This window comes from Pseudoalteromonas sp. 0802 (assembly GCF_013350085.1).
Taxonomy (GTDB): Bacteria; Pseudomonadota; Gammaproteobacteria; order Enterobacterales; family Alteromonadaceae; genus Pseudoalteromonas.
In genome coordinates this window covers 1-13,552 of record NZ_JABVXE010000034.1, presented here as the reverse complement: position 1 = coordinate 13,552, position 13,552 = coordinate 1, and the positions used below count along the sequence as shown (strand labels likewise).

The 13,552-nt window shown below is 36.8% G+C and carries 10 protein-coding genes; 2 read left to right on the top strand and 8 right to left on the bottom strand.

Going from position 1 to position 13,552, the window contains the following annotated elements:
• Window positions 1-103 precede the first annotated feature (103 nt).
• The 8 genes from HUS61_RS20450 to HUS61_RS21550 form a co-directional block, all read right to left on the bottom strand.
• On the bottom strand, window positions 104-3,568 hold the full coding sequence (locus HUS61_RS20450; protein WP_175083574.1) for an ATP-binding protein: 3,465 nt from the start codon (window positions 3,566-3,568) through the stop codon (window positions 104-106).
• 1 nt (window position 3,569) lies between these two features.
• Window positions 3,570-5,828 carry an ATP-binding protein gene (locus HUS61_RS20445; RefSeq protein ID WP_175083573.1) on the bottom strand — a complete coding sequence of 753 codons (2,259 nt, stop codon included), beginning with the start codon at window positions 5,826-5,828 and terminating at the stop codon, window positions 3,570-3,572.
• A 9-nt stretch (window positions 5,829-5,837) separates the two neighbouring features.
• The gene (locus HUS61_RS20440; protein WP_175083572.1) at window positions 5,838-7,106 is read right to left on the bottom strand and encodes a PotD/PotF family extracellular solute-binding protein; all 1,269 of its coding nucleotides are present in this window, start codon (window positions 7,104-7,106) and stop codon (window positions 5,838-5,840) included.
• Between the two features lie 84 nt (window positions 7,107-7,190).
• Window positions 7,191-7,760, bottom strand: a complete 570-nt coding sequence (locus tag HUS61_RS20435) for a GGDEF domain-containing protein (RefSeq protein ID WP_258536067.1) — start codon at window positions 7,758-7,760, stop codon at window positions 7,191-7,193.
• The gene (locus HUS61_RS20430) at window positions 7,757-8,113 is read right to left on the bottom strand and encodes a response regulator (protein WP_175083570.1); all 357 of its coding nucleotides are present in this window, start codon (window positions 8,111-8,113) and stop codon (window positions 7,757-7,759) included. The genes HUS61_RS20435 and HUS61_RS20430 overlap by 4 nt, the downstream gene beginning before the upstream one ends.
• On the bottom strand, window positions 8,104-10,215 hold the full coding sequence (locus HUS61_RS20425) for an EAL domain-containing protein (protein WP_175083569.1): 2,112 nt from the start codon (window positions 10,213-10,215) through the stop codon (window positions 8,104-8,106). The genes HUS61_RS20430 and HUS61_RS20425 overlap by 10 nt, the downstream gene beginning before the upstream one ends.
• 481 nt (window positions 10,216-10,696) lie before the next feature.
• The gene (locus HUS61_RS21555) at window positions 10,697-11,236 is read right to left on the bottom strand and encodes a methyl-accepting chemotaxis protein (RefSeq protein ID WP_220094670.1); all 540 of its coding nucleotides are present in this window, start codon (window positions 11,234-11,236) and stop codon (window positions 10,697-10,699) included.
• A 107-nt stretch (window positions 11,237-11,343) separates the two neighbouring features.
• A complete protein-coding gene (locus HUS61_RS21550) occupies window positions 11,344-11,994 on the bottom strand; it encodes a PAS domain-containing protein (RefSeq protein ID WP_220094669.1) in 651 nt (216 codons plus the stop codon).
• A gap of 497 nt (window positions 11,995-12,491) precedes the next feature.
• Between HUS61_RS21550 and HUS61_RS20415 the strand changes: the two genes are divergently transcribed.
• Both HUS61_RS20415 and HUS61_RS20410 read left to right on the top strand, forming a co-directional pair.
• Complete coding sequence (locus HUS61_RS20415) at window positions 12,492-12,707, top strand: hypothetical protein (protein WP_036973973.1); 216 nt, start codon at window positions 12,492-12,494, stop codon at window positions 12,705-12,707.
• 405 nt (window positions 12,708-13,112) lie between these two features.
• Window positions 13,113-13,481 (top strand): hypothetical protein, encoded by a 369-nt coding sequence (locus tag HUS61_RS20410; RefSeq protein ID WP_175083568.1) that lies wholly within the window; start codon window positions 13,113-13,115, stop codon window positions 13,479-13,481.
• Window positions 13,482-13,552 lie beyond the last annotated feature (71 nt).

Genomic DNA, 13,552 nt, shown 5'->3' with positions numbered 1-13,552 from the left:
AGAATTTAGCTCAAATCTAAACTGACAGTCACCGATTGAAAAACGGGTAACTGTCAGATCAAGTCTGAGCTAGTACAAATAAAGCTCACCTTTTGATACTCTATCACACATCTCGCCTTGCCATATCTTCTACTAACTTAGGTATCAATTGTTCAATTGAGTCTAGTTGAGTGCCTATATCTAAATTACCTTTCTCAGCTATGACCTCAATATCAGAAAATAATTCTCTAAGTTTGTTAGCGCTTATTTCACCACACATCCCTTTTAACGCATGCGCTATTTGACGGACTTCTTCACTATTCCCTTGTTTGTGTTGCTCTATTAGTTCCTGCACTTTAATAGGTGCTTTTACAACAAACACTTCACAAATTTTGTTTAGTAAGACTTCTTTATTTAATAATCGTGCAAGGGCTTGTTCGCGGTCCCACAGCTTTTCTTCTTCGAGTTCATTAGCAACAAGAGGTATTGCTTTAGATTGCCCCTCGTAGCTTGATAAAGACCATTTAACGACCTTCTCTAATACTTTAACTGCCTCAATTGGCTTACTCACATAATCACTCATCCCCACAGCTAAGCATTTTTCCTTTTCACTTGCCATCGCGCTTGCGGTCATTGCAATGATAGGAACATCAATAAACGACCCTCCGGCTTTTCCTGCGCGTATTTTTTCACACACTTGATAACCATCTAAAATTGGCATTTGGCAATCCAGTAGTATGCAGTTTATTTGCCTCTCATTTGTGTTGTAATGATTTAAAAGTTCAATTGCATCTTGTCCATTACTTGCTGTTAAAATATTTATAGGCAGCTCATCTAATGCGCCTTTAGCAACTTCAATGTTTATTTCGTTATCATCGACAATCAATATCGTACAATCGTTCAATTGCTCAGTAACATCATCTGAAAGTTCAAACCCGCTGGTTTCAGAAAGTAGATATAATGGTTCACTTTTTGGCACTTCGTAGCCCACTACTTGCACCAGCTCTGTTTGGGTTATAGGTTTGGTAATTTGAGATACTTTTGATGCAATACCTTTAGGGAGTGGATTTCCTGGTTGATGAAGTGTTATAAACTGAGTACTGAGTTTATTTTCGCTCAAAACTTCAATGATTGAACCTATATTATTCGTTGTATCATCTTCATAGTCTAAGAATACGTAGTCAAAAGCTTTGTTTTTATGGACGCCAAGCTCCGCCATAGAGCATGTGCTGACAATACCGCCTTGTAAACTGAGTGTCTTATCCAAAATTTCCCAAATATTCTGATTACTGCTCGCCACCAAAATGGCTTTATTCTCGTAGCATTTTTCAGTAACGTGAATGTTTTCTGCATTGCAGCGAACTTTAATATTGAAGGTGAAAACACTACCTTGATTTAAAGTTGAACTGACAGAAATGTCTCCATCCATTAATTGGCATAATTGTTTACAAATAGATAAGCCAAGTCCGGTCCCCCCAAACTTTTCTGATATTGCTGTACTTGCCTGCTGAAACGCATCAAATAATTGTCCTTGTGTACTAGGCGCGATCCCTATTCCAGTATCTTGGACCTTCACTTTTAAATCATGTGTATCTTCTGATATGCGCTCAGAACTAACAATGACTTTGATATAGCCTTTGTCAGTAAATTTTATCGCATTACTGATTAAGTTATTTAAAATCTGGGTGAGTCTGAGCGGATTTGTTTTAACATTCTCACAGTTTAAGTTACTGGTATCTAAATATACATTTAACCCTTTATCAAAGGCTCTAATAGCACTCGATTCAACTAGCCTTTCAATTAGCAGTTGTAGATTGATTGTTTTAAGATTTAGATCCAATTTACCCGCTTCGATCTTAGATAAATCAAGTATGTCATTTATTAATAAGTTTAAATTAGACGCACTTAAATCCATCATTTCAACAAGGTTTCGTGATTTATCAGACAACTCTTCGCGTTTTAAAATGTTTAAAGTGCCGATGACTCCATTCAGTGGAGTACGAAGCTCATGACTAATATTCGAGATGAAAGCACTTTTTATATCGCTATGCTTGATAGCATCATCTTTGGCCTCAGCAAGCGCTTGTGTACGCTTTCTAACTTTCGCTTCAAGCTCTGTATTCAATCGTTTTACTTTTATCTCTGCATCTTTTTCTTTTGTTATATCTCTAATAATTAAAGCAAGCCCTATTAAGGTATTGTGTTCAGAAAAAACGGGGCTAACAGATATAGCGTAATGAAGCGTTGTTTCGCCAAGTTGTTCAGATAGTTCATCTTTAATTTGTGATTTAGAGCTTTGAATATCATTTATATACTCGTGGATGGGTAGTTTTGATAGAAACTCAACATCTTTGGCTAGTTTCCCTAATGCTGTCACTTTAGAAATTGATAACAAACGCTCCGCTGTATTATTTATACTTGTTAACTCCCCCTCTAAATTTAACCCAACGATTGCATCGATTGACCCATTAACTATCGCAGACGCTTCTCTGCGAGCTTCCGCTAATAACTGACTTCTCGTCGCATTTCTATAAAACATTATAAGTAATATAGATGTAAAAACACCTATCGCGGCTAGGAAGCTATAAGTAATTTCACGCTTCTCATTAATTAATGTGTCCACATACTTTTCAGGCACTAAAAGATTAAAGTTGATGTAACCATACTTATTTCTAGGCCTTGTTTTCACTTTTGTAGAATGCACATAAAACTGTAGGTCAGGGTTAAGTTTTGAAGTTACCGTATAGAGTCCCTGATATTGAACCTTCTGACTATATACTGAATTCCACGTTAGGTCTGGATTTAAATCTCGTGAAAATTGATATTCTTCAATAGGATGGTAAACAAAGTCACCTTCAGAGCTACTAATGATTAACTCTGAGTAATCGAAAACTGTCTGTTTAAGATTATTAATGAGTGAATTCGCATTTACATTCATAATTAAAAATGCATACCGCTTTCCTTTATCACTAAAGATGGGAATAGAAAAACGTAACATTGGCTGGTAGGGAAAAACCACTTCACCAAATTCTTTATTTAAAGTAAGTGGCGACATGTAAATTTGATTCGTTTCAAGCTGAGAGCTTGGTAAAAAATAAGGCTCACCACTTTTAGCCTGTAATGAGTAATCAGGCACAGCCTCTACAGATGCGCCTACCCGTTGCACGCGTATTAACTCTTTACCCTCGGCTGTAACAGCAACAATACGAAGTTGCTCAACTGCAAGGTTATTTTCCATAAAACCAATAAATATGGTTTCTAGACGCTCTTTCCATTGGTTGTATGTAGTACCATCGTATGGATCAATTCCATCATTAAATTCAGCTCTTGGTAAACCAGATATGGGGGGAGTCGAGTATAAAAAGCGGAGATCAGATTTTGACTCAGCAATTGAACTAGTTACTATTTCTTTTAAGCGCTCTTGAGTCTCAGTAAACTCTTGGTCAATTGAGCCTAAAACATCATTTTTAACGTGCCCTTCAAAAAAATAAACTGCGAATAAGCCAAAAATGCAAAACACAAAGGAAACTACTATTAAAAATACCTTCGAACCAACAAAACTTGCACCATCTTTATCATGAATATTCATACTATGTCCGTTCGATATTTGTTCTACACCACTTTAGCAAGATAGATCTTAAAGCGTCATACTCGAGTGGCTTTGCGATATAATCATCCATTCCGGCATCAAAACAGCGTTGCTTATCTGCACTTAATACATTAGCAGTTAAAGCAATAATCGGCGTATGTTTGAAAGCAGAAATCTCTCTGATTTTTAAAGTGGCTTGGGGACCATCTAATACTGGCATTTGCATATCCATAAAGATGATATCAAATACACCTAGTGCACATTGCTCAACAGCTTCCTGACCATTATTTGCCATATTTATAGAGGTGATATTAAATTCATTAAGCATCGCTTCAATCACTATCTGATTAATGTCATTATCTTCAACAACAAGGGCATTAATATTCGATAAATCAATCTCTTCTTTAAGAGTTGTTAATGAGACATCTTTGTGACCTAAGTCCATTGAAGATAGTGTGCGCTTTGCTTTTAAATCAAAATAAAAGTGAGACCCCTCTCCCAATACACTTTCAACTTTAAGTGGTGCTTCCATCAAATTTAATAATTCATTTGATATAGTAAGGCCCAAACCTGTACCACCAAAACGCCTTGTGATAGATGTATCTGCCTGAGAAAATGCTTCAAATAGTGTACCCAAGTGTTCACTTGCAATCCCAATCCCTGTGTCAGAGACATTAAATGTAAGCTTTACTTCATCAAGCCCAATCTCTTGTATGTTAACTGTTAACGAAACACTGCCTCTCTCTGTGAACTTTACAGCATTCCCTAGCAGATTAATTAATACCTGCTTTAAACGTGTTTCATCGGCCAAAAACGCCAATTTTTCAACTTCCGGTGTTGTAGATATATAAAGCTGAATATTCTTACTATCTGCTTGTTCCTGAAATAAATGTTTAAGTTCTTCTAAAAGATAGCTTAAATCTACTGGTTCAGACTCAAGCTCAATTTTTGAAGCCTCAATTTTACTCAAATCAAGAATATCGTTGATAATCACTAATAAGCTTGCACCTGAAGACTGAATGAGTTGTAGCATTTTGCTTTGTTCTGGTGTGAGCGTTGTGCGGGTCATCTGGCGAGCCATGCCTAAAATACCATTCATAGGTGTTCTAATTTCATGGCTCATGTTGGCTAAAAACTCTGACTTAACTTTTGTTGTATGCTCCGCGCTGTGCTTCGCTTCAGAGAGGTCTTTACTTAGTTCTCTAAACTTATTAGCTGCCTTAGCTAAAATACCAATTTCGTCTTTTCGTTTTAAATCATAAATCGGAGCTTCCAAATCTCCGTCTAAGAAATGTGTGAAACTATTTGTTAAGCGTTTAATCGCACGTGTAATTTGCAGGTGAAAAAATAAAGATAAAGCAACAATGTAGGTGACAACCATTAAAGCAAGTACATTTAAAATGCTTTCTGTCATTGAAACCGTTGTTTGAGCATCCCGTTTTATTTGTTTAAGTTGAGTTAATGAATCTTCCCTTAAGCTATTTGCAAGCGTACTAAATTCAATTGCATCTCCAGCCATTACTACATTTACTAAGCTTAAATAGTTTCGATTAGCCTGAACACTTTTTGAAAAAGTATGTCGATAGCTATTAGACAAATCGATCATATTTTTAAATTTAGATCTATCTGCAACGTTTTTAGATAGCGAGTTCAGTATTTTTTCAACTTCAGCTCTTTTGGCATAGTCTTTTTTTGTTAAAAATTGATAAGCATCACGGTGCAGCATATGCCAAAGATTAAGGTACTCTGTAACTAACAACTTCCCATTTGTATCAGTAGTCTTAGTTTTTAAATCTTCAAGAAGTACAACTGCATTCAAGTAAATTTGTGGTAACTCTTTTTCAATTAATTCATTCCGTTGTGTAAAACGAAGTGTCAGTACTTTTAAATTAGTGCCATAACGACTTACAAGCTCCGTCATACCATTAAGATGAATTTGAATACTTTCTGCACCTTTCCCTACATTAATTTCAGCTAATCTCTTTTCAATACTGTCATAATTTACCATGATTTTTTTAAAAACGGGTGCACTACCTGATGCACCATAAACTGAGATATCCCTTTGCATCTCGACAATATCTTTATTAATTTTTAAAATATCCACAGCATAGTTGCTAATCTTGCCGATGTTACTGAAAGAGTCCTCAATCGTTTTAAGCCTTTGATTCATAATAAAATAACTCGCACTCATGGCGACTAATACAAGCACCATCGCAAGCGACATTTTTGCAGCAAGAGACTTTGAAAGTAAACTTAACAATTTGATTCCTTATGCGTTAAGTAGTTCATACCACTTATCTAAACTGTAATCATAATTTGGCATCACGGTATTCCAAACCGCAATATTCGAAAAACGTTTAATATAACTGCCACCATCCCTTATTTCGCCTGCTTTAATAGATACTTTTCCATCTGTTCCCTTCAAGTCAGTTGACGCTTCTTGCCCTTCATACCAATAGTTCCACTCAGGTTTCGACATAAGCGGTTGGCTACGGCTAGGGTTAGAAATGTAATATCCTTGCCTTGCTATAAATGCGCCTGGGTAGCCGGATAACCACCAGTTCATATACTCATACGCAGCATCTTTAACATGCCCATGGGTATTTTTTGATAAACACATAACCCCATGCCATGCTCTGTATCCTTCTTTTGGCGATGCATAAGTTACTGGAATGCCTTGCCCATTTAGCGCACTGACACCTGGTGAGAACATACTTTGAATGGTCACTCGGTTCATTTTCATAAAATCAACAGATTGCGGTACTGACGTCCAAAAACCTGAAAAATGACCTTGCCGTTTCTTTTCAAATAAAATGGCAAATAATTGGTCAATCTCGGCAATACTCATATTACCTAAATCATTAAACTTCATTAATCCTTTAGCTTGGGCGGCTAAAGCAGCATCAAAAATGCCTATTGTTGGTGCATTAATTAATGCTACTTTCCCTTTCTTCTTTTCATCTAATAACCATGCCCAAGATTCTGTTTCGTACGGAATACCTTTTTCGATAGCATTCGTGTTATAGCCAAATGAATCGACATTGTGTACATAAGGCATGAAGCTAATTAATTTGGATGGTGTTTCTCCTAACGAATCATCCGGCTGTGCATAAAGAAGCTTATTTGGTGAATCGCCTGCACCTAACTTTGCATCCGGTACAATTTTGCCTGTCTTGGTAAGTGGGTTTATTTCATCCCAATAAACGAGTCTATCAACCTCGATTGGCTGAATAGCATCTGCTTGCCAGAGAATATTAATAGAGTCAGACCATTGCTCAAACAAATCAAAAGAACTAGGGTCTGCTGCTGCTTTTTGTAAAACAGCGGCACTACCCATAGGTGAAAACTCAATGTTTATATCTAGTTCGCGCATTGCTCTTTGTCTAAGCTCTTCTTGCAAAGTAACATGTGTTCCCATTACCCGAAGGGTTACTTTGTTCTTTGCAAAAACATAAGGGGCTTTAAACGCAAGAGTTGATGCCGCAGCACCGACACCGAGTGTTTTTAGAAAGTCTCGACGCTTTTGAGAATGTTCCATTGTATTTCTTGGTAAGTTAACAGTCTCCAAAGTATAGGCTATGTTCCTGAGGTTTCTACAAAAAGTAGTAAGAAAAACCCAAAATTAATCGCAAAAACTTAGCCTAAAGCAGTTTCTTCCTGCATTTTTAGCTGCATAAAGCGCCTCATCAGCGCAATTAACTAAATCATTAAAGCTCACATTATTTTGGTGCTCATAGATCACTCCACCAATACTGACTGTCGCGCGGCCCCATATAGATTTAACATGCGGGATATTAATCGTCTCAAGCTCTGTAGAAATACGATCACATATGAATTTAACACCTTCGAAGTCAGTGTATGGCAGTATCACAAGAAACTCCTCTCCACCATATCGGATTGCAATATCTTGAGGTCGATGAATAGAGCGCTCAATAACATCAGCAATTATTTTCAGGCAAGCATCTCCTTGAGGGTGTCCGTATTGGTCGTTGTATAATTTAAAGAAATCTAGATCAAGCATTAGCAAGCTGAACGGTTTCTTCTCTCTTGAAGCTTGTTTAAAAACGTTTGCAACTTCTAAATCCAAATAGTGTCGATTGAATAAGCCTGTCAATGAATCTTTATACGTAAGCTGTAATAGCTTTTCTAATCGAAGCTTATTCTCTAAGTGATTTTTTGTACGATGTATCAACGTGGATGCTGTGATGGGTTTACCAATAAAATCGGTAGCTCCGGCTTCCCAGCATGCATTTTGACACCCTGTATCGTAAGTCGAAGTGATGAAATTATTGGGATATTTTCGAATGTAGCTTTAGCCTTAAGTCGCCTACAAATATCCAGACCACTTATATCCGGTAAATTAATATCTAGTAAAATCAAATCTGGAAGTAAATCCTCACAGGCTTCTAAAACAGCCTGACCAGAAGAGTATGCATCCACGGAAAAATGATCTTCTAAAATAACACCTAGACTTAACCTGACCATCTCATCATCATCAACAATGAATACTTTACACTGTGATAATGGCTTTAGACTTAAGGGCATAATATTCCTTCAACCATACTACTTTGTATTAGTTTGTTAGCCTTGTCGATATCCAAAGGCTTGCTCAGTAAATAACCTTGGCCTATTTGACAACCAAGCTCTTGCAGTCGATCTTTTTGCTCTAAAGTTTCAATCCCTTCAGCCACAATTTGGAGTTTTAAAGAGTGAGCTAGTTCAATTATTGTAGTTACAATATTGAGCGCTTGCTCATCGTTAAGCATATCACGAACAAAAGACTGATCTATTTTCAGCACATCTAATGGGAATAATCTTAAATATGAAAGGCTTGAGTATCCAGTACCAAAGTCATCAAGAGCAATACTCACCCCCATTCCAGAAATAAGCTTTAATTGACTTACAGTATAATCAAAATTTTCAATCAAGGCCGATTCTGTCACTTCTAATTCTAAATAACGGCTAGGTAATTGCGTTCTTTCAAGGATCTCAGCAACAGTATCTACAAGTTTAGTATCTGTGAACTGTTTAGCAGATATGTTTACTGCAACTTTAATAGGGAGACCTTTATCAAGCCAATTTTTTGCAGCAATACAGCTTTTTTCTAGAACTTGTTCTCCTAAGCGAAAAATAAGCCCTGTCTCCTCGGCATATTCAATAAAATGAACTGGAGAAATAAAGCCGCCTTGCCCATCTTTTAAACGGACTAAGCTTTCTACACCAATCAGTGTGTCAGTGTTTACATCATATTTAGGTTGATAATGAACGTCGAGATCATTTTCATCTAATGCCTTTCTTAGTTTAATTCCAACTTCAAGACGCCTATTCATTTCAACCTGTAAATCGTCACTAAAATAGAAATAACTATTAGCAGATTCGTTTTTCGCTTTATACATTGCGGAGTCTGCATGGCGAAGCATTTCTTCAGCACTCGAAGCATCATCAGGGTACACACTGATACCTAAACTTGCTGAAAGAATATGTTGTTCACCACCGGATCTGAAAGGCTTACCAATAACATTAAAAACCTGATTAATCAGTGGCTCTAAACTTAAAGAATTAGCAGAATGAGGAACAACGAGTGCGAACTCATCTCCACCGACACGTGCGACTGTAATATTATTACATGCGAACCGGTCCAAGCTGTGACCAATATGTGCAATTATTTCATCACCAACATCGTGTCCTAAGGCATCATTAATAAACTTAAACTTATCTAAATCAAGTAACATCAAGCTTAACTTAGTGTCATTAAAAGCAGCCCTGGTAATACCCTGCGTAAGTCTATCGTGAAGTAACACTCGATTTGGTAGTGAGGTTAATTGGTCATAATGAGATAAATACGTCATCTGTCTAGACATAGCTAAAGCTTCGTTTACATCTTGAAACACCATAACGGCGCCGCATTGATTATGGTTACTATCAAAAATAGGTGCTGCGCTGTCTTCGACTCGATGTTCTATGCCTTGCTTACTTGTCAATTGCGTATTTAAAGCCATAGCAACAGGTCTATTTTCTTTCAAAGCAACAGATAAAGGATTAATGGACGGTATTTTAGTTGTCGCGTCGCATAACTTCATGACTTCTTCGATATGGCGACCTTTCGCCGCAGTTTGTGACCACCCTGTGAGCCTTTGCGCTACAGGGTTCATATACACAATATTAGCATTATTATCCGTAGATATAACAGCATCAGCAATAGAGTCAATAGTGACTCTAAGCTGTTCTTTTTCAGCAAAAAGCTCAGCTTGGGTTTGTTGTAATATCTTTTCTTGTGTTCTGATTTTTATATGATTTTCAATACGAATTCGACAGAGTCTGAGGTTTAGCGGTTTAGAAATAAAGTCTATCGCGCCTAAAGATAAGGCTTTTTCTTCTATCGCAGGATCACTGTGAGACGTAATAACAACAGTTCTAACATGTGCCAAAGTAGGCTTTTGTTGTATCACTTCTAAAATGTCAAAACCACTGACTTTAGGCATTTCTAAGTCAAGAACTAAGATATCAGGCTTAATTTTTTCTATAAGTTGTATAGCCTCGGAGCTATTGTTAGAAGTTATAATCTTACCAACATCCTCTAGGGCATGCTCTAACTGTAAGGTATTAATTTCTTCATCATCAATGATTAGAACGCTGCAATTGTCCATTTAAGTTTCCCGCAATAATTTGTACCTACTTACAATAACGATAAAACAGTAAATTTGCGACACACTTTTTTATTAGTCTTAAAATATTATTTTTTTGTATATTAAACTGTTATTTTTGAAAGCATTAGCTAGTTTTTAATTAATGTGTAAGTAATACATATTAACTATGTAATAAAACAAAATGGATAATTTAGGGAGGAATTTTGAAACATTATTATATTAACGATAACGCCAAAACACAGGTGAACATGAGGTACATACAGAGTCATGCCCGTACTTCAACTTGATAACAGACCGCACTTATTTAGGTTTCTTTCGTAGTTGCAAAGATGCAGTAGAGAAAGCAAAAACCAAATATTCAAATGTTGATGGTTGTAAGCATTGTTGCTCGCTTTGCCATACTCGATAGAGAAATTTATAACTGAGAGACTGACTTGATTTAGTCACATTGTTCAGTCTCTCTCAAGTTGTGATAGCTAAATTAAAGGTTTGTTTTAAATTGGCCTACAGCCTCAACGACTTCTTTTGCGCCTTTTTGAATGTCATCGATTACATTACCTGCACTATTAGATAAATCCAAAGCATCTTTGGCTTCTGCTAAACTAGCTTCAATAAGGGTTACAGCGTCCTGAGTAAGTACTTTGTTTTCTGCAACCACACTAATTATTTGCTCTGTAGCTAAACTCGTTCTTGATGCTAATTGCCTTACTTCGTCTGCGACAACTGAAAAACCACGTCCTTGCTCACCCGCTCTTGCAGCCTCTATTGCAGCATTAAGTGCTAATAAGTTTGTTTGATCTGCTATTCCTTTAATACTTTCAACCAACTGAGAGACTTTTGCTGATTGTACATCAAGTTTATTAATGCCTTCGCTCGCAGTTTCAAGTTTCTTAGAAAGCGCATTCATAGTTGAGATAGTTTGCTTTACAACACCTAAACCATTTTCTGCATCAGAGTCAGTTTGTTTTGAGATATCGTAAGCAATGCCAGCTGTTTCTGAAATAGCTTGCTCTCTTCTCATTTGTTCTGTAATGACAGTCGCGAACTTAGCAACTTTATATAAATCTCCATTTTCATCATGAATAGGGTTATAAGAAGCTTCAAGCCATACTTCATTGCCATAACTATCTATTCTTTTAAAGCGGTCAGAGATAAAGCGCCCCCCTTTAACTTTGACCAAAACTCTTTGTAAGTCTTTGAATTTGCCTCTTCTAGATCGCAAAAGATACTATGGTGCTTACCTAGTATTTGGCTTTTAGAGTACCCCATTGCATTTAAAAAATTATCGTTAGCACTCAGAATTATTCCATCTAGTGTAAACTCGATTACAGCTGATGAACGACTAAGAGCTGCAAGCATATCTTCTTTATCTCTCGAATGAGATATAGTACGAGTGAGTTCAGATGAGAAAACAGCGATATCCTCATTTACAGGTTGAACGATACTTCTAAGCCACAGCTCTCTGTCAGTTTTCGTTTTTAACTGTAAAGCACCATGCCAATGGTTAGTTTTCTTAAGTGCTGACAAGAATTTTTGTGTATGAGGTTTATTTAATGACTTTTTTAAAATCAAGTCTTCAATACTTGCGCCTTTTAGATCCTCAACTTCACTTTCAATTGCCGCAGCAAAGCGATGGTTAGCTTCTAGGGTATACCCACTTTTACTTAATAAAAAATACAGCATCTCTTCTTTCAGTTCCTGCTTAATATTTTCATACTCAGCAGTTTGCTCTTTTAGATAAGCAATTTCAGATAACAATTTTTTATTTGTAAACCACATTAGGTAGCTTCCCTTTTTTAGAGTTAACTCAAGATTTGAGTTTAAGAACCAATAGTTTAGAAAGAAAACACGGTGAACTACCCAGCGACATCGCTTCGCTCTGATCACTGGGTAGTTCACGTTTCGATTAAGACCATAGTAAGTCCGATTCCATAACGCGCACTTTTGAAATAATTAACCTCGAATAAGTGGCGAATTCACCCTGAATAATTTGAGTTAGCATTATGTAACCATTTGATAGTGTTGGGTTTTTGTGTTTTTTTGTGGCTGGCGAATATTTAAGGTTTTTTATAATTGATTGAGGTTGGCTTTATGATTTTTCGAGTTTATATTTTGGCGAATTCACCTTGAATAATTAAGTGTAAATATATTTTAGTTATTGTTCTGTATGACTTTTTTTTAAAAATAATCGTGGAGAATATTTAGTTATCATTTCAATCAAAGCGCGTTCTCTATCCTATGTGACCATAGTTACAAAATTTAAGTTGGAGTGTGAAGTGAGTGTTTTCAAAGTTAATCCAATAGACATCATTGATAGCGTTGTTGTTGGAACAGTTAACCAAGTAAGTAGAGAGAAATTAGTTGCTCAAGCCTTTTCTTCATCTGTAGCTGATATAAGAGCTCTAATTGAAAATGAGCGAGCAATAATTACTTCTTTATGTTCGTTTGGGAAAGACTCGACAGTTACACTGCTAATTGTGATGGAGGCTTAACGTCAAGCTATTGCAGCAAAAACCATTGAACCAGAACGCCCATTGATCGTATCGACAGTTAATACAAAAGCAGAAGCGATACCTATGCAAATGTTTGTTAACTATGCCAGTAAGAGAATGCTTGAATATGCTAAGTCTGTAGGTATCAATATTCAGTTTAAATTAGTCCAACCTTCATTGAACAATGAATTCTTCATTAGGTACGTTGGTGGCCAGAAAATTCCAGCAACACCAACTCGCTCCGGTGATTGCTCAGTAATTTTAAAGGTTAACCCAAACGAACACTTTGTTAACTCTCTTGTAGAGTCTATTAGGCACTCAAAGAAGTATGGCAATTATGCCAGTTCACCAATTATTTCTTGCTTAGGTTCTAGGGAAAAAGAGTCTTCGCGTAGGTCAAAGAATATGGAGCGACACAATCTAAAAGGTAAGTCTGCAGAAGATTTAATGAACTCAATGACATCACAGTCTATTGGAAACTCAAAAGTCTACAATTATGCTCCAATTCGTGACTGGGAGACTGATGATGTATTTCTTTTGCTCAGCTTGGCTGGTTCAAAACCACTACAAAGATCTTGCTATGACATACCAGGTTTCTTATCAAACTTTGGTCTTTTAATCGAGATATACGGTAATGGTACAAGTGAGACTTGCGAAATTGCTACAGGTCAAAGTGGTGGGGCTGGTTGCAATGGCAAAGCACGCTACGGGTGTTCTATTTGTACTATCGTTTCAAAGCAAGGTGAACTACCCAGCGACATCGGTTCACTCTGATCACTGGGCTTCTACAGTCTAGCTTAACGGCTAGGCTGCTTCTTTTTTCTCAGATCCAAAATCCAACTTCG